Source organism: Psychrobacillus mangrovi (assembly GCF_037104765.1).
GTDB lineage: Bacteria > Bacillota > Bacilli > Bacillales_A > Planococcaceae > Psychrobacillus > Psychrobacillus mangrovi.
The window spans coordinates 13807-36182 of the sequence record NZ_JBAWSY010000027.1; the positions used below are offsets into that span (position 1 = coordinate 13807).

Annotated in this window: 20 protein-coding genes; 19 read left to right on the forward strand and 1 reads right to left on the reverse strand. The window is 35.8% G+C overall.

Annotation, left to right across the window (positions count from 1 at the left end):
• Positions 1-114 precede the first annotated feature (114 nt).
• From WAX74_RS19450 to WAX74_RS19525, 16 genes are all read left to right on the forward strand, one after another.
• Positions 115-1947, forward strand: a complete 1833-nt coding sequence (locus WAX74_RS19450) for a V4R domain-containing protein (RefSeq protein ID WP_336499322.1) — start codon at positions 115-117, stop codon at positions 1945-1947.
• 13 nt (positions 1948-1960) lie between these two features.
• The gene (locus tag WAX74_RS19455; protein WP_336499323.1) at positions 1961-2614 is read left to right on the forward strand and encodes a GntR family transcriptional regulator; all 654 of its coding nucleotides are present in this window, start codon (positions 1961-1963) and stop codon (positions 2612-2614) included.
• Positions 2615-2839: 225 nt separating this feature from the next.
• On the forward strand, positions 2840-4027 hold the full coding sequence (locus WAX74_RS19460) for an MFS transporter (protein WP_336499324.1): 1188 nt from the start codon (positions 2840-2842) through the stop codon (positions 4025-4027).
• A 259-nt stretch (positions 4028-4286) separates the two neighbouring features.
• A complete protein-coding gene (locus WAX74_RS19465) occupies positions 4287-5132 on the forward strand; it encodes an alpha/beta fold hydrolase (RefSeq protein ID WP_336499325.1) in 846 nt (281 codons plus the stop codon).
• Positions 5133-5162: 30 nt separating this feature from the next.
• Positions 5163-6356: an acyl-CoA dehydrogenase family protein gene (locus WAX74_RS19470; protein ID WP_336499326.1), complete on the forward strand. Its 1194-nt coding sequence runs from the start codon at positions 5163-5165 to the stop codon at positions 6354-6356.
• A gap of 61 nt (positions 6357-6417) precedes the next feature.
• Positions 6418-7371, forward strand: coding sequence for a VOC family protein (locus WAX74_RS19475; protein ID WP_336499327.1), 954 nt, complete (start codon positions 6418-6420; stop codon positions 7369-7371).
• Positions 7372-7396: 25 nt separating this feature from the next.
• Positions 7397-7876, forward strand: coding sequence for a flavin reductase family protein (locus tag WAX74_RS19480; RefSeq protein WP_336499328.1), 480 nt, complete (start codon positions 7397-7399; stop codon positions 7874-7876).
• A gap of 14 nt (positions 7877-7890) precedes the next feature.
• The gene (locus tag WAX74_RS19485; protein ID WP_336499329.1) at positions 7891-8682 is read left to right on the forward strand and encodes a 2-keto-4-pentenoate hydratase; all 792 of its coding nucleotides are present in this window, start codon (positions 7891-7893) and stop codon (positions 8680-8682) included.
• A complete protein-coding gene (locus tag WAX74_RS19490; RefSeq protein ID WP_336499330.1) occupies positions 8679-9557 on the forward strand; it encodes an acetaldehyde dehydrogenase (acetylating) in 879 nt (292 codons plus the stop codon). The genes WAX74_RS19485 and WAX74_RS19490 overlap by 4 nt, the downstream gene beginning before the upstream one ends.
• A 5-nt stretch (positions 9558-9562) precedes the next feature.
• Positions 9563-10573, forward strand: a complete 1011-nt coding sequence (gene dmpG / locus WAX74_RS19495) for a 4-hydroxy-2-oxovalerate aldolase (RefSeq protein ID WP_336499331.1) — start codon at positions 9563-9565, stop codon at positions 10571-10573.
• Positions 10574-11117: 544 nt separating this feature from the next.
• Positions 11118-12035 (forward strand): isocitrate lyase/PEP mutase family protein, encoded by a 918-nt coding sequence (locus tag WAX74_RS19500; RefSeq protein WP_336499332.1) that lies wholly within the window; start codon positions 11118-11120, stop codon positions 12033-12035.
• Positions 12013-13437, forward strand: coding sequence for an FAD-dependent oxidoreductase (locus WAX74_RS19505; protein ID WP_336499333.1), 1425 nt, complete (start codon positions 12013-12015; stop codon positions 13435-13437). The genes WAX74_RS19500 and WAX74_RS19505 overlap by 23 nt, the downstream gene beginning before the upstream one ends.
• Before the next feature lie 11 nt (positions 13438-13448).
• On the forward strand, positions 13449-14186 hold the full coding sequence (locus WAX74_RS19510; RefSeq protein ID WP_336499334.1) for an SDR family NAD(P)-dependent oxidoreductase: 738 nt from the start codon (positions 13449-13451) through the stop codon (positions 14184-14186).
• A 17-nt stretch (positions 14187-14203) separates the two neighbouring features.
• Complete coding sequence (locus WAX74_RS19515; protein ID WP_336499335.1) at positions 14204-14653, forward strand: GlcG/HbpS family heme-binding protein; 450 nt, start codon at positions 14204-14206, stop codon at positions 14651-14653.
• Positions 14654-14658: 5 nt separating this feature from the next.
• A complete protein-coding gene (locus tag WAX74_RS19520) occupies positions 14659-16038 on the forward strand; it encodes an FAD-dependent oxidoreductase (protein WP_336499336.1) in 1380 nt (459 codons plus the stop codon).
• Between the two features lie 22 nt (positions 16039-16060).
• On the forward strand, positions 16061-16903 hold the full coding sequence (locus WAX74_RS19525; RefSeq protein WP_336499337.1) for an aspartate/glutamate racemase family protein: 843 nt from the start codon (positions 16061-16063) through the stop codon (positions 16901-16903).
• A gap of 268 nt (positions 16904-17171) precedes the next feature.
• On the opposite strand, the gene WAX74_RS19530 is transcribed toward WAX74_RS19525, so the two are convergent.
• Positions 17172-18368 carry an acyl-CoA dehydrogenase family protein gene (locus WAX74_RS19530; RefSeq protein ID WP_336499338.1) on the reverse strand — a complete coding sequence of 399 codons (1197 nt, stop codon included), beginning with the start codon at positions 18366-18368 and terminating at the stop codon, positions 17172-17174.
• A gap of 359 nt (positions 18369-18727) precedes the next feature.
• Here WAX74_RS19530 and WAX74_RS19535 point away from each other — a divergent pair, with 359 nt between their 5' ends.
• The 3 genes from WAX74_RS19535 to tcuA are packed head-to-tail and all read left to right on the forward strand — an operon-like array spanning position 18728 to position 22102.
• Positions 18728-19678, forward strand: a complete 951-nt coding sequence (locus WAX74_RS19535) for a VOC family protein (RefSeq protein ID WP_336499339.1) — start codon at positions 18728-18730, stop codon at positions 19676-19678.
• A 13-nt stretch (positions 19679-19691) separates the two neighbouring features.
• On the forward strand, positions 19692-20555 hold the full coding sequence (locus WAX74_RS19540; protein ID WP_336499340.1) for an alpha/beta fold hydrolase: 864 nt from the start codon (positions 19692-19694) through the stop codon (positions 20553-20555).
• A gap of 44 nt (positions 20556-20599) precedes the next feature.
• Positions 20600-22102: an FAD-dependent tricarballylate dehydrogenase TcuA gene (gene tcuA, locus WAX74_RS19545; RefSeq protein WP_336499341.1), complete on the forward strand. Its 1503-nt coding sequence runs from the start codon at positions 20600-20602 to the stop codon at positions 22100-22102.
• Positions 22103-22376: the final 274 nt, after the last annotated feature.

Consider the following 22376-nt stretch of genomic DNA (forward strand, 5'->3'; position numbering starts at 1 on the left):
GTGAACGTTTTTTTGTTACTAAAATTTTAATTACATAAATAAAATACAAAATAAAGGTTTTTTATTTATTTTGCAGAATATTTTATATTATTAGAATTTTAGTGAGGTGATTTTATGAGTTTATACAATCAAAGTTTTGATTTTTTGGAAGATAAAAGAATTTTAACGACTTCCGCTACATTTGGGCTTTTAAGAAAAGAGCTAATTATGAACCTAGGTGTTAAACGAGCAAAGGGATTTTTGTTACGCTATGGATGGCGATTAGGAGAAAGCCATGTTAAGGAGTTAATGGTTGATGAAAAAGATATTGTGAAATTATTAGATAAAGCATCCTTAATCCATCTTGAGACAGGACAAATCAGTGGAGTTCAGACCGAAAGAAGTTTTAATATTACCGATCAACAGGAAGTGAAAGAAATTTATGCTACAGGTACTTGGTTCGATTCATTTGAAGCTAAGGAACATATAAAAAATCATGGTATTTCAGAACATCCCGTATGTCATACTTTGACGGGGTATGCAAGTGGATATATGACAACAGCATGTCGACGTAAAATTTATGTGAAAGAAGTAACATGTAAAGCTATGGGAGATAACGAGTGTACATTCGAAATGCGGGTAGAAGAAGAATGGAACCCTGAAATGCTAGAGGAAATAAAGCATTATGAAGATACTCATATAATCGATGAATTAAAATACACATATGAACAGCTATTAGAACAACGCAATAATGTAGAAAAAATCTCTACTTTTCATAATACATTAACACAGAAAATATTAGATGGAGCAAACTTGGAGGAAATAACATCATCGATTTTTGATCTTTTAGATATCCCTGTATCAATAGAAGATTTAAGCTTTAAGCCTAAGATATATAAAGGGATTAGTGATGAAGAATACAATAATCTAAATGAAGATTTACGGACCTGCCTTGTTAATACAAGTAATGGAAGAAAATACTTTATAAGATATGATAAGACAAATGAAATAATAGCTAAAAAACATAATAGAATTATTTCACCAATCATTATTCAAAAACAAATAATTGGGTACGTCACGTTTATTCTCCCTAAGAATATTCGATTTCAAGAGCAAGAAAGATCATTTATTGAACGTGCCGCAAGTGTTATCTCTTTATGTTTTCTCAATGAAAAAACTAGCCTTGAAGCATTTGAAAATATGAAAGGGTACTTTTTAGAACAACTATTATTAAAACAATATACTTCAAGAACGAGCGTTGTCTATAGGGGTTATTATATTGGAATTCATCTAGACGATCCTTTTTATATTGGTCGATTAATTTGTGAAGGGAAAGTAGATGGAATAAAGGAAGAAGATGTATATCAAAGAGTTATGAAAAGTATTATTCAATATTTAGAGATGCAAGGCTATAAAATTTTAATTTGTCAATTTGAAGGCTCCCTTGTTATTTTATTACCCAAAGTAGTAGATTTTCAAAGAAAGTTAGAAAATATGCTAAAACATCTTCATTCGATTTTCCCTAAGCTAGAATGTCGAATCGGTTTAAGTAATGTATCGAATGATATTGAAATGATTAAAGAAAGTTTAGATGAAGCAGATGTTGTATTACGTATGGGTAATGGATCACTAGTAAAGTTTGAAGAAATGAGTATTATTGGGACTTTGATTAATTCTAAAAATATGAAAAGTATTCGTAGACATGCTATGGAAGAACTACAACCAATTTTTCAATTAAAGAAACAAAAACAACAGGAGTTATTTAAAACACTATATGTTTTCCTTGGTAATGGAGGAAATTTGCAACTATCAATGAAAGAACTTTCCTTGTCAATGAGTGGGTTGATGTATCGAATATCGAAGTTGGAAGAATATCTAAACAAAGATTTACGCAACCCTAAAGAAGCATTTGAGCTATGGATAATCTTAGATGCACTTAAGGTGTTAGGTGATATCGATTTAGAGTAAGGAGTAGTGTGAATTGAAAAAAACACAGGCTTATAAAATAATCAAACAAATGATTATGAGAAATAGATTTACTCAAAAACAATTGATAGATATAAATCAACTTGCCAAAGAACTAAATATGAGCAGAACTCCTATACAAAAGGCCTTAACACAGCTTGAACAAGAGGGATACGTTACGATTACACCTCAGGTTGGTGTTTTTATTAAGCTTCCAACCTTAGATGAATTGCATGAAAGACTTGCGGTAGTTGTAGCCATTGATGTATATATGGCTCAATGTGCAGCAAAATTTATAACGAAAGAACAATTAAAGAAAATATCTAACATATTGGACCTAATGGAAAACGTTGAATCTGAAATGGAATATGAACAGCTAGATCACCAATTTCATCGTATAATTTACCAATCATCTAATAATAACTATGCTTTTAACCTAAATAAGTCAAACTGGGATTATTTGCGTTATGTTCGATTTACGAATGAAATATTTAAAGATAAATTTAGAGAGCAATCTCAATTAGAGCATCGATTAATCGTACAGGCGCTTCAAGAAAGGGATGTAATTCTTGTTAGAGATTTAATGGAACGACATTTGCGAAGAGCAGAGGGTCTGGTTATAGATGAATATAGACTAAGCAAAACTGCAAATCTTATAGTAGAAAAATAGATTAAAAAAGTGTAATAAAAATTACTAGTTTCTCATCTGTAAACCATAATAAAATGACGGAAAACTAAGAAAATATTGTAAAGGAAAACTATAAAACATATCATTACATTATAAAATGTAAGCGCTTTATATTGTGATATAGCCCATGTAACAGTATTTTCTTAGTTTTAAGTTTGTTTACGTATTGGTTTTAATGTCTTTCAAAAATTAGAGGAGGCGTACTTGATGAGGAAAGGTATTAGTAAAAATTTCTTAAAGTTTTTAATTGTTATTATCGCATTCCAGGATGTTGCTGCTGGAGTTGCAGGTTCGATTATGGCAGATATTATTGCTGCATTTCCAAATTTTAACCCGACAATTGTAATGCTTGTCGCGACTTTTCCCGGACTAATACAAATCGTTCCAGCACTCTTTTACGGTAAGCTTACACAAATCTTCAAGAAAAGAACTTTATTATTTACAGGACTCTCTTTATTTATTATTGGAGGGATAATGCCTTTCTTTTTAGAAAGCTTGCCTTTAATTATTGCATTTCGTGGCCTCCTAGGTTTGGGTGTGGGAATAACAATGCCATTATCAGTTGACATTATTTCGGATTTCTTTGAAAACAAAGAGAGAGATTTCTTAATTGGATTTGGTACCTCAACAATTGCATGCATAGGCGCTATTTTCTTTCAATTAGTAGGAGGAATATTAGCAGATGCATATGGATGGCAATTTGGATTCTTATCATATTTATTCCCACTATGGATTTTAGCAATTACCTTCTTATACTTGCCTGAGCCAGAGAAGAAAGTGAAAGAGGAAAAACATTTTGTGAAAACAAAAATTCCAAGAGTTGTATTAGGTGTATCACTTGGGCAAGTATTTTACTCAGCTCTAATTTTTGGTTATGTAACGAATATATCAGTTGTTATTCAAGGTGAAAACTTAGGAAATGCAACCGAAGCTGGAATGGCAATCTCTGTATTTACTTTTGGAACGTTGCTTGCCGGACTTATTTTTGGAAGGGTTAAGAATAAGCTTCAAATAACTTATATGCCTGTAGCGGTATGTATGACAGGTTTAGGAATGGGAATCTGCTATTTTTCACACAGCTTAACAATGATTTTCCTAGGTAGTGTTGTAGGTGGCATTGGGATGGGAATTGGACTTCCGGGTATCTTTGCTAGAATTTCGGATGCTACTCCAAAAGAATCCGGTACTTCCTATGTAGGTTTTGCTGTAGCCGCACAAGGAGTTGGGGGGATCATAGGGCCTTTTAGTTTCGCAGTTATTCTAAATATGCTAAATCAAGATATTGGAAGATTTCCTTTACTAATTAGTACTCTTGGATTGCTTGGCTTAGCACTAATATGGTTAATTGCAATTAAATTACCATCTCAAGAACCTCAAATATCACTGGAGCCATAATAGGGGGTTTTTATACACAAATAGTTAATATTCCTTTATATACCAAAATCTTGAGTTGGCAGCTTGTTTGATGCAACTCAAGATTTCACTAAGAGATTACCAAAAATCAAAGTAATAATTTATATCATGTCTTTTTTTGCACTAGCTAAAATTTTAGTTAAATGATATTTAATTAAATTATTTAAAATCTTATATATCTTTGCTTAAACAATCATACATTATACTGCCTAAAATTTTAATGAAAGTAGGAAGATATACTATGACGATTATTTCAAAAAAAATTCAAACTGGAAGTTATGAGTCTTATATACACGAAGGAGGAAGTAATAATCCAGAGACGATTATTTTTCTTCATGGAAGTGGTCCAGGTGCAAGTGCTCAAGCAAATTGGAAACATATATTACCACAAATGAGTAATAACTTTCATGTAGTCGCACCAGATATATTAGGATTTGCAGATACGGATCACCCAGTTGAGTATCCAAAAAATGGGGCTCAATGGATGACCCAACGTGTCAACCAAGTGTTAAATTTAATGGACTCTTTAAAGATAGAAAAAGCTCATCTAGTAGGAAATTCGTTAGGTGGAGTCATTGCTTTACATCTTGCAATGTATGCACCTGAACGCTTTGAAAGAATTGTTTTAATGGGCGCTGGAGGTGGCTTAACCCAACCTACACCAGAGTTATCGAAGCTAGCTAACTTTCATAATGATCCAAATCCAATTGCTTTTAAAAATCTTCTCCGATGGTTTTTATATGATGACACAGGTAAAGAAGAATTATTAGAAAAAATAGTTGCAGAACGTTTAGAGGTTTTTGAAAGAGAAGATGTACGTAAGTCTTATGTAGAAAACTTCACCAAATCACAATTATCGGATATGCTCGTCCCACCATCTGCATTGAAAAGAATGAAAAACCCGTTTCTATTAATACATGGCCATCAAGATAGACTAGTGCCATTAGAAAGTAGTTTATACGTTTTAGACTATTTAGAAGACGCAGAGTTACACGTATTTAAGAAATGTGGGCATTGGGCAATGATCGAACAAGAAGAGCAGTTTGTAAAGTTGATTTGTGAATTTTTTAGTAGAACAGCAGTTTAATAGAAGATTTGTATAAAGGAGGAATTATGAATGAGCCAAGTAGTAATAGATGTACGTAAAATGCTGGTAGAGAAAGCATCAGATTTAATTCCAATGCTTCGAGAAGAAAGTTTTAATATAGATAAAAATAACAGTTTAACAAAGGAAGTATTAGATGCTTTAAAAGAAAATGGTTTACTGAAGGTACTACGACCTAAGATTTTTGGTGGTTACGAAACAGATATGCGCACTTACACACAAGTAGTGACGGAAATTGCTCGGGGAAATGGATCAGCAGGTTGGTTTGTTTCCCTTAGTAATATTCGTGATTATATGATTTCATATGCCTTTGGGCGTGAAGCTTTAGAAGAAATCTTTGTACCTGGGAAAGAAGTCATTTTAGCCGGTAATTTTAAACCAATAAAATGCGATATTGAGAAAGTAGAGGGGGGTTATCTAATAAATGAGGCACAATGGCCATTTGTATCTGGAAGTACCCTTGCTGATTGGTGTTACTTTGGGTTTCCGTTAGAGGATGGCAATGGTGGTATGGAAATGGCTATTATGGTAGTTCCTCGAAATGAACTACAAGTTTTAGATGATTGGCATGTATTGGGACTAAAGGGTTCTGGTAGTAATAGCGTCCTTGCCAAGAATGTATTTGTTCCTGAGCACCGAGTATCGTTAGATCGTTTGGCAAACAAACGTCATTATATGATTGAAGAATTACGGACTGTACCACTTTATCAAACGCCATTCGTGCCTTCATTAACATTATCCATTGTTTGTTCAGCATTAGGCATTGCACAAGCGGCTATGGATTTTCACATGGAGCGTGTTCAAAAAGCAGGGATTGGAAATACTTTTTATCACAAAATGAACGAGGCGCCGTTGACCCATATGCAGGTAGCTCAAGCCCAGTTAAAAATTGATTCTGCAGAATTACACTTATATCGTGCGGTGGATTTGTTGGACGAATATTCAAAACAAGGGAAAGAATTAACATTGCAGGAATCTATAAAAATTAAAGCAGATTTTGGTTACGTAAATCAATTGTGCAAAGAAGCGATTGATTTAATGGTCGCTGGAGCTGGCTCGATATTTGCCTATAATAACAATCAATTTCAGTTAGTATACCGAGATTTCATAACCATGCATTTACATGGGTTTATTACACCTTCTAGTTTAATAGAAACATACGGGCGTGTAATGTGTGGACTCGAACCTAACTCTTATTTTGTATAAGAAGTGAATCTTAATTCTTTAAATATAGAAATTCAATTATTTATAAAAAGGGAGGAAATATATGCATACACCAGAAATTGCTAAATTGGGCCATTTTGCATTAATTACAACCGATTTAGAAAAATCCAAATGGTTTTTTACTCAAATTATTGGTTTAGAGGAAACAGAAACGGTAGATGGTGTTATTTACTTGCGAGCATGGGGTGATTTTGAGCATCATACGCTTTCTTTACAACAAGGTGATGAAGCAAGACTTGATCATATTGCATGGCGTACAAAACGACCAGAAGATGTAGATGGTTTTGCAAAAATTTTAGAAGATTCTGGGACGAAAGTAACGTGGATTGAAGCCGGTGTAGAGACTGGGCAAGGTCGTGCCATTCGTTTTAAACTACCTAGTGAGCATACTTTTGAAATTTATTATGATGTAGAAAAACCATTAGCAGCACCAGAACGTCGCTCAGTCTTAAAAAATCAAACATATAAATCTTGGGCTCGAGGTGTATCGCCAAGAAGAATTGATCATGTGAATATACTGTCATCCATGCTCGCAAATGAAATATCTGATTTTTTACAAGAAAAATTAGGATTTAAGTTACGCGAATGCGTGCAAGCCCCTGATAATAGCCTAGTTGGTGCTTGGCTAAGTGTGACACCGCTCGTGCATGATATTGCGGTAAGCTATGATCCACAAGCTCCAACACCTAACCAAATTCATCATATTTCTTATTGGTTAGATAATGCACAGGATCTACTTCGGGCAGCAGATATTCTCACTGAACATGGCATTGAATTTAAAGGACCAGGTAAGCATGGTATTTCGCAAGCAATGTATATTTACGCAATTGATCCTGGAAGTGGTTTACGCGTGGAAATCTTCACGAATGGTTATTTAATTTTTGAGCCTGACTGGGAACCAATTGTATGGACTTTAGACGAGATGGATATTGGATTTACTTTTTGGGGAGATCAGATGTCTGCCAAGACGGAAGATAATCCAACTATTAAAGCATAAAAAGGAATGATTAGGAGGGTTTATAATGGACGATCGTTTATTTAGAAATGCAATGGGTAAATTTTCAACTGGCGTAACTGTCATTACAACTGAATTTGAAAATGCTCCCCATGGGATGACGGCTAATGCGTTTATGTCTGTGTCACTCGATCCGAAGCTAATAGTAGTTTCCATTGGTCATAAAGCGCGTTTTTTAGAAAAGATTAAAACTACTCAAAGATTTGCAGTGAATATATTATCAGAAAATCAGAAAGAATATTCAATGAAATTTGCAGGTCAATTAAAAGATGATCTTGAAATAAAGTTTGAAACATTAGATGGTTTACCAGTACTTCCTGGAGCATTAGCACAAATATCTTGTGAAGTAGTTTCAGAACATGTAGAGGGTGATCATACTCTATTTATTGGTAAAGTGTTAGATATAAAATTAGAAGAAGGTAATCCGTTATTATTCTTTAGCGGACAATATCATCAACTTGCTGAAGTTGAAGTTATTTCATCATAAGGAGTGAATAAGGTATGAATATTGTGGCTGCTGCGGAAGCCTTATTACAAGCAGAAAAAGAAAAAAAAACTATTGCTCCTTTTACATCTTCAATAGAAGCCATTTCTATTGAGGATGCGTATCAAATACAAATTTATCAGATTGAGAAAAAAGTAGAGCAAGGTGCCGTTATCAAAGGGAAGAAAATTGGTTTAACAAGTAAAGTCATGCAAGAAATGTTCAATGTTTCTACACCTGATTATGGACATATATTAGATAATATGATTTTCGATGAAGGTAGTTCTATTCATATAAATCGTTTTATTCAACCAAAAGTTGAGTTTGAGATTGCTTTTGTATTAAACAAAGATTTACAAGGACCAAATATAACTGCCGACGATGTTATTGCTGCTACGGAATATGTTGTGCCAGCAATTGAAATTATCGATAGCCGTATTGAGAATTGGAAGTTTAAATTTGAGGATACGGTGGCAGATAACGGTTCATCTGCCGGTGCTGTGATTGGTAAAAGGCGAACAAAAATTGATAATGTAGATTTAGTGAATGAAAAATTGAGTGTATATAAAAATGATGAACTAATTGATGGAGCAAAGGGTGAAGCTGTTCTAGGAAATCCCGTGAATGCTGTTGCGTGGCTAGCTAATACACTAGCCGAATACAATATTTCTCTTAAAAAAGGTGAGATTATTCTAGCAGGTGCATTAACGAAAGCTCTTACTTTCGAACCTGGTGACACATTTACAGCTATATTTGAAACACTAGGTGATGTAACAATTTCTTTTACTGGAGGTGTTGAAGCATCTTGAATAAATTAAAAGTAGGTATTTTAGGCTCAGGTAATATAGGTACAGATTTGATGTATAAGATTGAGAGATGTGACGCGCTTGAAATGAAAGTCATGATTGGTATTGATCCGAAATCAGAAGGATTGGTTCGTGCTAATGGAAGAGGATATGTAACGATTGACAATGGGATAGATGGGTTGATGGAAAAGATTGATCTAGTCGATATTGTATTTGATGCCACTACAGCGTATGCTCATCATTCACATAGTGAGAGATTAATAGCAGCTGGGAAGAAAGTAATTGATTTAACACCAGCTGCCATTGGACCATTTACTGTGCCAACTGTTAATCTAACCGAGCATTTTAATGCTTCTAACCTAAATATGGTAACTTGTGGAGGACAGGCTACTATTCCAATTGTCCATGCTATTCATCGAGTTATTGATGTTGAGTATGCAGAAATCGTGGCCACTGTAGCAAGTAAAAGTGCTGGACCGGGTACCCGAGCAAATATTGATGAATTTACACACACAACATCAAGAGCCATTGAATCTGTTGGAGGTGCGAAAAAAGGAAAGGCTATCATAATCTTAAATCCAGCTGAGCCACCGATTATTATGCGTGATACTGTTCATGCACTAGTGTTAGAGGAAGGCCATGATGAGCAAATTATTACTTCCATAGAATCTATGGTTAAGGAAGTACAGAAATATGTACCTGGTTATCGATTGAGAGGTACCCCGCAGATAGACGGTGGAAAAATATCTGTATTTTTAGAAGTTGAGGGAGCAGGAGATTACTTTCCTTCCTACTCTGGAAATTTAGATATTATGACTGCTGCAGCTGCAAAAGTTGCAAATGAACTTGCAAAACATGTATTAACATCAAAGGTATAGGAGGAGTGGCAGTGAATCGATCGTTTGAAATATTAGATGTAACACTCCGCGATGGTAGTCATGCAATGAGGCACTCTTTTACAGAAAAGCAGGTAGCAGAAACGGCTAGAGGACTAGACAAAGCAGGTGTTTCTTATTTTGAGGTATCACATGGGGATGGATTAGGTGGTTCTTCTTTACAATATGGATTCTCTAAAGTAAATGAATTGAAGTTAATAGAAGCAGCATCTTCTATATGCAGCCACGCAAAAGTATCTGTTCTCCTTATACCGGGTATTGGAATAAAAGATGATTTACAGGATGCGGTAAAAGCAGGAGCCAAGATGGTACGTGTTGCAACTCATGTAACAGAAGCAGATGTTGCTGCTCAGCATATTAGTTTAGGAAGAGAGCTTGGATTAAAGACAGTCGGTTTTCTAATGATGGCTCATATGGCACCTACGGCTAAAATTGTAGAACAAGCTAAATTGTTTGAAAGCTATGGAGCAGAAATTATTTATGTAACTGATTCAGCTGGCTATATGTTACCTCATGATGTGACGGAACGTATTAAAGCATTAAAGGAAAATGTATCATGTGAAATAGGATTCCATGGTCACAATAATTTATCGATGGCTATGGCTAATACAATTGCTGCGGTGGAAGCTGGGGCAACGTATATTGATGGTAGTTTAAGAGCTTTAGGTGCAGGAAGTGGGAATACACAAACAGAAGTGATGGTAGGCGTATTTGAACGTTTAGGATATAGCACTGGGATCAACCTTTATGATATTTTAGATGTCGCGAATGATGTTGTTGCACCATTTATGCAAAGACCCCAGGAGATAACGGGTTCTAGCTTAATTTTGGGGTATTCTGGTGTTTATTCTAGCTTCTTGCTTCATACTCAGTCTGCTGCAAAGAAATTTAAAGTAGATGAGCGCGATATTTTAGTTGAGCTTGGTAAAATGAAAGCAATCGGTGGCCAAGAGGATTTGATTTTCGATGTGGCACAACGTTTAGCTTTAAATGTATAAAAGATACCTTTCATTTAATTATATAAGGGAGGGCCAGACTGTAGACAAACTCTAAGGATTTTGAGTTGATCTATAGTCTTTTTTCTTATAAAAAATAGGATAAATAGAATTGACATTTTCGCTCAGGGCGGACGATTTCCGCGGGCGGGGCCGAGCCGCTAGGGCCAACACGATGTTGGTCATGAAGACGTTGAGGTCCACAGGTTATGACTACTTCGATAAAATTTATTGAAAAATTTAATATCAGATATTGTATTCAAACGAAAATCGATAGTTATTATTGGTTTTAGTTTGTTTTTTGAACAATTTTTTATCTAGAATAATCTTTTGAATTTTCATAAAATTTAATGGATTATAGAATACTATTCTAGTAGGAGATTGAAAAGGGAAAAGTGAACTTAATTATGTCAATGTAACCTAACTAGAAAGCGGATACGTAATGGTTAAAAGACTATGTGTAGTTCGGCTAGGTTCTTTACATGCAAATATTGAGAGATAACTCACTGCAAGCTACTTACGATCATAATCAAAAGGGGATGGGGACATGTCAAAAATAGATGTTTTTCAACAGCTGATTAAACAGGATAAACCTTTCATACTACCAGGGGCTTACGATGCTATGACAGCTCGATTAATAGAAGAGTTTGGATTTTCAGCAATTTATGCCACTGGTGCAGGGATATCGAATGCTCAGCTTGGTTGGGCAGATGTTGGTTTAACAACTGTAAGCGAAATTGCAGATATAGTTAGCCGTATATCAGATGTAACTACAATTCCTATCGTTGTTGATGGGGATACCGGATTTGGGAATGCCATTAATGTCATGAGAACTATTAAACAATTAGAGCGAGCTGGTGCTTCTGCAATTCAGTTAGAAGATCAGATTTCACCTAAAAAATGTGGTCATTTTAACGGGAAACAAGTTATTTCTAAAGAGGAAATGATAGGTAAAATTAAAGCCGCTTTAGACGCTAGAACAGACCCAAACTTAGCTATTATTGCACGGACTGATGCATTAGCTGTTTACGGAATAGAGGAAGCTTTAGACCGTGCAAACGCCTATAAAGAAGCAGGTGCGGACGTTTTATTTGTAGAAGCGCCCACGACAATCGAGGAATTAAGCACAATTACGAAAGAAATTTCAAATGTACCACATATTATTAATCTCGTAGAAGGTGGAAAGACCCCATTAGTTTCTTTAGAAGAAGCAGAAAGACTAGGTTTTCAAATTGTATTATGTGCTAATACAATTTTGCGTTCAGCAATTAAAGGTATTCGCGATAGTCTCACAATTTTATCTAGAGATGAATCCCATGCAAATATAGGGGATTATATATGCACTTGGGAGGAACGACAGGAATTATTTAAATTAAAACAAATTAATGAATGGGAACAAAAGTATGCTGTAAATAATTTTGAAACCTATGGGAGGGAAAAAGATGGTGAGAGAAGTAGATTATGATTTGGTCGTAATCGGATGTGGAGTTACTGGAACATCTGCTGCTCTAGCAGCTGCAGAAAGAGCAAAAGAGCAAGGGAAAACGTTGAAAATTGCCCTTTTAGAACGCGCACCATACGAACAACGAGGGGGCAATTCTCGTTGGACAGCAGCATACATGCGCATGGAAAATATCGATACTCCAGCTGAAAATTTTATAGATGACATGTTGAATTTCTCAGACAATTTTTCGGATAAAGCATACATTGAAACACTAGCAAAGGAGGCTGGTCCAACTTTGCGCTGGGTAGAATCAAAAGGGGTAGAGTTCGATTATTTGCCTACTATGTTTTTAACAGCCTCAAAACCACGTCTTTTACCTATAGGTGGAGGGAGAGCGATTATTGATGCACTATCATTAAGAGCTAGAGCACTTGGAGTAGAAATATTGTATGAATCCACTGTTTGGAATTTAGGTTTAGATGAAGATGGTGCTGTAGAAACTCTAAAGGTTCGAATTAAAGATGGCTCTTCCGTAACCCTAAAAGTAAATTCAGTAATTTTAGCATCAGGAGGATTTCAAGGAAGCCAAGAAATGATGGCTCAATATATTGGGAAAGATGCCCATAAAATTCCGACAGTTGCTGAAGGAGGATTATTTAATAAAGGAGAAATGATTCGTCTTGCTTTGAGTATAGGAGCAAAAAGTGCAGGACAATTTGATTCTTTTCATGCCGAGACTGTTGATCCAAGGAGTAAACGTGAGGAAGCTGGGGTTATGCTCTATCCATATGGCATCTTAGTAAATCAAGATGGAAAACGTTTTACTGATGAAGGCATCGCTACAATTGACGAACAGTATGAAGAAGTAGCTCGCAAAATTTTTTATGATTGTCCAAATCATGTAGCTTATATGATTACCGATCAACAAATTTATAATATCCCTAATTATGAAGATGCTTTGCAAACGGAAGTTGAAGCTTTTGAAGCAGAGACCCTTGAAAAGCTCGCAATAAAAATTAAGATTTCTCCAGAAAACTTGCTAAAAACAGTAACTCAATTTAATGAAGCGGTTCAACCTGGGAATTTCCAGTGGAATAAGAAGGACAATAAAAAAGCAATTAACATTACACCTCCAAAATCCAATTGGTCCATTCCAATAAATCAAGGTCCATTTATTGCATATCCAATTATTTGTTGCAATGTCTTTACTAACGGTGGCTTGGCAACAGATACAAATGGGCGCGTACTATCGAACGATGATATACCAATTCCAGGATTATATGCTGCAGGAGAAACAGCAGGCTTGTATTACGGAAAGTATCCAGGTGGTACTTCCGTATTGAGAGGTCTTGTATATGGTAAGCGGTCGGGAGAACATGTTGTAGATTATGTGGATGTAAAAAAAGAGGAATTTATAAAATAGGGAGGAAAATTATGTTACAGGAGCTGAAGGGGAAGGTAGCGTTAGTCACTGGAGGAGGAAGAGGAATAGGAAGAGAAACATGTATCTTGCTTGCTTCACTGGGTGCGGACGTAGCAATTTGTTCTCGTTCTGCATCTGAATGTGAAGAAGTTTCTAATTTTATTCAAAAAACATATGGAACCAAAACTGTTGTTATAACAGGAGATGTATCAAAGGAAAAAGATGTAGATAATATAATAGATTTCATCAATAAGACATTGGGATCCATTTCTATTTTGATAAATAATGCAGGAGCTATGAGTCTAAAACCTTTTATAGATACTTCAATTGAAGAGTGGGATTGGATTCATGACGTAAATGTTAAAGGTCCATTTTTATTATGTAAAAAGGTAATACCTGACATGATGGTCCAATCAGAAGGGGTCATTATTAATATTTCTTCCATTTGGGGAACAAAAGGTGGACCAAACAGAAGTGCTTACATTAGCTCGAAGCATGCTGTTATTGGATTGTCAAAAGCACTTGGAGAAGAATTAAAGCCATACGGAATACGAGTAAATGCTATATGTCCCGGACCTGTTGATACAAAGATGACAGATGATTTAGGTGACAACATAAATAAAGAAGGTTGGTTAGCACCAATTGATCTAGCAAATATTATTGTAGATTTTTGTTTACCTAAGATGAAAGCAGTTACTGCTTCATCAATTGAAGCATTTGGTGCAGGCCAACCAATTTCAACAAATTAAACGAAGGAGGAATAGAAATGAATAAAATGATAACATCTATTGAATCAAAAAATATTAGCTTAGACCTTTCTTTGAAATTATTGGAGGTTGCTGTTGATAAAGGAAAAGAATTAGGAATGCCATTTAGCATTGCAATTGTTGATAAAGTTGGAAATTTAAAAGCATTTTCTGCTATGGACAGTGCTCCCGTATTAAGCTTAGAGATTGCACAAAATAAAGCATTCTCTGCAGCAGCATATAATCGTCCAACTCATGAATGGTATGATCGGCTAAAAGACGATCCTCCACTTTTACATGGGATTGTTCATACAGAAAGACTTATTATTTTTGGAGGAGGTTACCCAATCAAAATAAATAGCGAGTTAATTGGAGGAATTGGTGTTAGTGGAGGTCACTATACACACGATATGCAGGTCTGTGAAGCAGCTCTAGAAGTAGTTAAGCAATTTGAACTAGAGGAAGTGTAATGGCTATGGAAAGCTACAATATCATTATTGTAGGTGCGGGGATGGCTGGATTATGCGCAGCTGTTGAAGCCACTTCTAATAATGTACGAGTGCTAATTTTAGAAAAAGAAAATGAAATTGGTGGGAGCTCGTTATTAAGTGGGCGATATATGGCATTTGCTGATACAGATATACAAAGGCAAGAAGGAATTCGAGATTCTACTGAGATATTAGTAAATGATATGCTTTCTATTGGTGAAGGTTCAAATGAAAGAGCGCTTGTAGAAGCTTATGGCAAGCATCAACAAGAAACATATCAATGGTTAGTGCAGAATGGTGTGCAATTTCATGCTGTTCAAGCAGTAAGTGGACATAGTGTGCCAAGAGGACATCAAATTACCCCTAAACAGGCCATAGAAAGATTATTTATGCTTGCCGAATCTAATTCCAATGTCACTTTTATATTGAATGCAGATGTGAAAAGGCTTCGTAAAAACAAAGATGGAAAAGTGAGTGAAGTTTTGTATAGAAAAGATGGAAAAGAATTCACAGCAATCGCAGAAGATGGTGTAATTATTGCTTCCGGAGGTTTCTCAAGAAGCGAAACTCTATTGAATGCATTTGCTCCCCAATTGAAGGGAGCATTGCGAATCGGAGGAAATGGAAATCTTGGAGATGGTATTAAGCTCGCATGGGAACAAGGTGCCTGGATGCGTGACTTTCCTTTTCTAAAAGGGACCTATGGTTTTCATCCATCTGCGGATGGTCCCCGTAAATCACAAGGATTGGTCTTTTACAAAGGAGCAATTATTATTAATGAGGAAGCAAAACGTTTTGTGAATGAATCAATATCATATAAATCAATAGGAACAAAAGCATTGGAACAACCAAACGGAATTACCTATCAAATATGGGATCAAGCAATTATGAATGAAAGTGTACATGGAGATGCATTATATGATTTTAAAAAGTTACTAGATTTAGGATTAATTGAACACGCAAATTCATTAAATGAGTTAGCCCGTAAAATAAATGTACCGGAAAATAACCTAAATGAAACGATACAAACATATAATATCGATGTTAATAAGGGCTTGGATCGACATTTTGGACGGAGCACATTAACACATAATTTCGGAAAACTGAAAACGATAAGTGAAGGTCCGTTTTATGGTATGAGAACTACTGTTGCAATGCTGGCAACTTATGCAGGAATTGCGGTAGATGAACATGCAAGAGTATTAAATCCTTATCACGAACCTATTAATGGATTATATGCGGCAGGAGAATCGGTTGGAGGATTTCACGGCGCGGGATATATGACTGGAAGTTCTCTTGGAAAAGCAGCTATATTTGGAAGAATTGCAGTACGTACAGCTTTAGCGAATATACCAGTTACGAAATAACAGGAAGAAAGGGTGAAATGAAGTGAAGATTTGGCATCAAAGCTTGACGTCTATTGAAAACATCCCACAATATCGAGATGCCGTGATTAATCATATCAAAAAAGTAGCACGCCCAGATGTTGAAGTTGTACTACATGGGATGTCCAATGAAACATATCCTACTCAATATCCTGGACATTTTATTACGTATAACTATTTGCAAAGTTTGCATAAAGAACAATTTATTAAAAATGCACTTATTGCAGAAAAAGCAGGTTACGATTGTATGTTTATTGGGACTATTCCCGATGTTGGATTATTTGAAGCACGTACATTAGTAGATATACCTGTTATTGGATATGGACAAGCTTCCTTTCATGTTGCTTCCATATTGGGAGATCGTATCGGTATAGTAAACTTCCTTGAACCTTTAGCAGATCAATTGATAAGTAATATAGAACGATACGGATTAGGTTCCAAACTTGGTCCAATTGTACAAACAAATATTGGCTTTTACGATATTTTGGAAGGGTATTCAGATCCAGATCCAGTAATCGCTGCTTTTATAAGCGCTTCAGAAAAAGCAATAGAACTAGGTGCAGATGTGATAGTTCCTGGAGAGGGTCCAATGAATGTATTTTTGGCAACCCATGGTATTAGTAGAATTGGCGATGTGCCAATTATTGATTCATTTGCTGCCGGAATTAAGCTATGTGAAACATTATATGATTTGAAAAAAAATTCTGGAGTAACAATAACGAGAAAAGGCTTCTTTAATGCGAGGCCACCAGAAGAAGCTGTAGAAAAACTAAGAGAATTTTACAATTTACAGAGTGATTTACATGCTGGACTAGATTATGGTATCTCTGTGAAATCAACCAGCTAACAAGTCACCTAATATTTTGATAAAATAAAAATGGGTGAGCCTATAAAAGGGTTGATCCATTTTTTTTTGCATATTTAAAAGAACTTATAGATTAGTCGATTACTAGGTCATTCTAAATAAATTCCATGAATGAAATGTACCTCTTAGGTATTGAAAGGATGTTGAAGTAAGGAGAACAGAAAAAAGATGACTCCTGAAAGAAGCAGGAATCATCTTAAATTAGGCTAACTAAAAACCTAAGAGCATGTTTTGAGAATCTAGTTAATTCTTAATAGCGAACACCATTAGATTCTAAACCTGCAAGTACTCGACCATAATTTTCCTTTGTAATTGTAGGTGATAGAGAACGATGTGAGTGTAAAGTGGTAAAGTCTCTATAAATACGTTGCAGTGGATGACCGTCGTATACATATCCAGATCCACTGGCTTCTAATATCAAGTCGAGCGCCTCCTTTAAAACACCATTCGCATAGCCTATGTCAGCCAAAGTCTTCACACGTGCATGAGGATCCATATATTTTTTTTCACTTGCCCATCTATCTAACTCATCAGCTACATGATAGAAATGTCTTTGGGCAGTATCGATTTTTAATGAGGCTGATGCTAATAATGCATGTGTACTCGCTGCATCTTTAATAAATTCAACCCCCATATGAACAGCTCGCCGATTTGGTAAGGTTTCTATGAAAAATTCTAAAGCATACTTTACAAGCCCCAATGCTGGAAGTCCTAATGATAAGATAAGCGCAGGGAACAAAGCTGTGTGATAGAGCGAAATCTCACGTAAATGTGTAGATTCAAAATTTCCATTCAATGCTTCCACGAAAGAAGTACAGCGGTGATCTGGAATAAATATATTATGCATTTTCACACTATTACTACCAGTACCCTTTAAACCTAACACATGCCAGTCATCCATAATTTCTAACTCATTAAATGGTAAAGTCATTAAAATTTGATCAACAAGCTTACCTTCTTCATCAACAATAGGTAAACCAAAATATCCCCAGGTAGCATGTAAAGAGCCTGAACAAAACATCCAAAATCCTTCTTCAATTAAGTAGCCACCATCCACTTTTTTAGCAATACATTTACGTGGTTCATAAACCCCTGCGAATAATACATCCTCTTCTTTTCCTTCAAAGATTTCCTTATGTGTTTTTTCTGAAAATGATTGGGCTACCATAAGTTCTCGAATAGCACATAAACTTACGATCCAACCACTAGAACCACATCCACGAGAAATTTCAACAATGACCTCGCTATAAGTTCGCATATTTATTTCTTGGCCACCATAACGTTTTGGTCGCAGCATTTTGAAGAAACCCGCTTCTTTGAATTCTTTCATAGAAGCTTCTGGAATTCGTCTAAGTTCTTCTGTTTCATTTGCTCTAGCTCTTAAACTACTTACAAGATTTCGAGCTTCTTCTACTATATCCGCTTCTCTATTTAAGAGTTTATTCATATATATAGCTCCTCTACTATTATTTTTAACTACAACTAACTTATCTAATTTTCTGATTTATATTAAGAGTAAAAAGCATTTAAAAACTAATCATAATTTCAATAAAGATTATTAGTTTTTAAAGGTAAATAGGAAGGAATAGTGATGAATATACCAATAATTATTGTGCATAGAAAGCCATACATTTAGCCTCCACTATTCATTTAGTAGAAATAATCACTACCTCTCTGAATTTTTTGGAAATGTGTATGTTTTTATTGAAATTTCAAAGGTTTTCAAGCAATTTTTTCTCTAGTAAAAATTTTTGGAAGTTCTTAAAATACTAAGTACAACTAGGTAAATAGGAGGTTTAATTGATTATGAAACCAGAAATTGCTAAGCTAGGACATTTAGCTTTAGTAACCCCAGATTTAAAAAAATCATTGTGGTTTTTTAAAGAAGTAATTGGTTTAGAGGAGACTGCTGAAATTAATGGGGTGCATTATCTCCGTGCCTGGGGAGATTTTCAACACCATACACTTTCTTTAGAAGTAGGAGATCGTGGCTATGTACGACATATTGGCTTTCGAACAAAAGAACGTGATCATGTCCTGCAATTCAAACAGTTATTAGAAGAGGGTGGCGTAGCTGTAGAGCGTATTGCTGCTTGGGAAACACCAGGAATAGGTGAGGCTATTCGTTTTCCCTTGCCTAGCGGCCATACATTTGAATTATACTACGATGTTAAAAGACCGGAAGTTGCAGAGCATCGTCGTTCCGTTTTAAAAAATCAAACATACAAATCATGGGCGAAAGGAATATCACCAAGACGTTTTGATCATGTGAATATTCACTCATCAATGGATTCAGAAGTAGCTTATGACTTTCTAGAAAATGTTCTAGGGTTTAAAATGCGTGAGTTTTTACGGGGAAATAACGGAAACGTAATTGCTGGTTGGATGAGTGTTACAGCTCTTGTACATGACGTTGCACTTGTGATGAAACCTGATTTACCAACACCAGCTCGGTTACATCATTTATCCTACTGGACAGATGATTCTCAAGATATTTTGCGTGCAGCAGATATTTTAAGAGAACATAATCTTGAGTTTGTAGGACCTGGAAAACATGGTATCACCCAGGCGATGTATCTTTATGTGATGGACCCAGGCAGCGGCTGCAGAGTTGAGTTATTTAGTGGTGGATATTTAATTTTTGAGCCAGATTGGGAGCCTGTCGAGTGGTTAGAATCTGAACGTCCCCTTGGTAATACATACTGGGGTGATAGTATTCAAGACAAAGAGCTTAACAAAATTACAATCGAAGCTTAGGAGGAAATATTACATGATTAATACATCATTATCAGAGAAGGTGAAAATTAACAGTAAGTTAATTCAAACCGAAAATTACAGTACCTGGTTGAATTATTCGGGAGAGGCAAATGAAGAAAAGGTATTATTTCTGCATGGATCTGGACCTGGTGTAACGGCCATCGCAAATTGGAGTTATGCTTTGGAAGCGTGTAGACAACAATATCATTGCATAGCACCAGATCTATATGGCTTTGCCAAGAGCAGTCATCCAGAAGAACCATTAAAGAATCGTCAGGCTTGGATGGACTGCTGGGTAGAACAAATAATTGAACTACTTGATAAGTTGAACATTGAAAAAGCTCATATTGTTGGTAATTCGCTAGGTTGTTCTGTAGCTCTCGAATTATTACTTGAGTACCCAGAACGTTTTGGTCGTGTAGTACTGATGGGCCCAGGGGGAACACCAAATACAAAAGTGAGTTTTGAGTTGATGCGCGCCAAACATTTCTATGAAAACCCGTCTAAGAAAAAACTTCAACAAATTATGCAGTGGTTTGTTTACGATGTCGAAAAAATGAAACCCATAATCGATTCATTAACAGATTCTCGATTTGATAATGCAATGCGTCAAGAAGTACGTCGATCAAATGATTCCATTTTTGCAACGGCAGCAGTTCCCATACCAACAGTCGCTTTAAAACGAATTCCCAATAATATTTTATTGGTGCATGGAAAAGAGGATAAGGTTTGTTCAGTAGAATCTAGTTACTATTTATTAGAACATCTGCAACACGCACAATTACATGTCTTTAGCGAATGTGGTCATTGGACGCAAATAGAGCAAAGAGATAAATTTAATCATTTAATTCAAAGTTTCTTTAAAGAAGATATTTAATATGTATTAACAATTATAAGCTAATCGAGAGGAGCAGAAACCCATTGAACAATCCATTGATTATGTCAACAGATGTTATTGTCATTGGGGCAGGAAATGCTGCAATGTGCGCGGCTTTAGCGGCCCATGAAAATGGAGCAACTGTTATCGTTTTAGAAAAATCACCGGAAACTTTGAAAGGTGGTAATACAACTTTTACCCATGGCTCCATCCGCTTTGCTTATAAGGATGCAAAAGATATCCAAGCTATCATTCCAGAATTAAATGATGAAGAGCTTCGAAATATTGATTTTGGAACCTATACAGAATCAGAATTTTTTGATGATATGTGCCGTGTGACGAATTATCGAACGGATATAGAGCTGGCATCATTATTAACGAGTGAAAGTTTTCCAACGATGAAGTGGCTGACAAGTCATAAGATTAAATTTATCCCTATTTATGGACGTCAAGCATATAAAGTGGACGGTCGCTTTCAATTTTGGGGAGGCATGGTGTTAGAATCTGTAGGCGGAGGAAAAGGGCTCGTCGATAAATTACATGAGCGTGCACAATCTTTAGGAATCGACATTCTATACGAGTCACCAGCCATTTCCTTAATAACGGATGATCAAGGGATCAAAGGTGTTATATACAAACAAAATGGTATAACCAAGGAAATTCATGCAAAAGCCGTTATCATTGCCTCTGGTGGATTTCATGCGAATATTGCTATGCGGACAAAATATTTAGGTGTTAACTGGGATTTAGCGCATACACGTGGTAGTCGTTTTAATACGGGAGAGGGTATCCAAATGGCACTCGATATCGGAGCACTTTCAGCAGGAAACTGGTCCAGTGCACATGCTGTAGGTGGAGACCGATATTTACCAGACTTTGAGGAAGGTTTCCAGCGTTTAAGTTATCCGTTAGGAATTGTTATTAATGAAAACGGTAAACGCTTTCTTGATGAAGGTGAAGACTTTAGGAATTACACATATGCGAAATATGGAAAGTTAATATTAGAACAACCGAATCAAGCTGCTTGGCAAATTTTCGACCAAAAAGTAAAGCCATTATTACGGGAAGAATACAAAGGAAAAAAAGTCTCAAAAGTAGTGGCGAATACCCTTGAAGAACTAGCAGAAAAAATGGAAGGTGTAGCTCGTGATGCCTTCCTTCATGAAATAGAAGAGTATAATGCAGCAGTTAGACAGAAAATTCCATTCAATCCCAATGTTAAAGATGGACGATGCACAAGTGGATTATCCATTCCTAAAAGCAATTGGGCAAATACAATCGATGAAGGTCCTTTTGAAGCATATGCTATCACTTGTGGAATAACATTCACGTTTGGAGGATTAAAAATAAATACAAAAGCAGAAGTGCAACATAATTTATATCAATCCATTCCAGGATTATATGCAGCAGGAGAAGTGGTAGGTGGTTTATTTTATTCGAACTATCCAGGAGGTACCGGTCTCATGGCTGGATCCGTATTCGGACGAATTGCAGGGAAGAATGCGGCACTCTTCACACAAAAAAATATAAATAAAGTAAATGTCTGATGTCCGTATTTGGCTGGTAATGTATTTAAAGGAGTTGTCCCTTGATATACGGGCGGCTCTTTTTTATTTTGTTTCCAACTAAATCGTCCAAAATTCCAACTAAATAGACTAATTTTCCAACTAAATATGAATATATTCCAACTAAAGTAGAGTTAGCATAAAAAGTGGACATGTTAAAACACGACCCTCATACTAAAAGTAAATTAAGGGAGCGTGTGTAGGATGGCTGTATTATCAAGAGAAATGCGAGAATATCTAGTAAAATTAGTTGTAG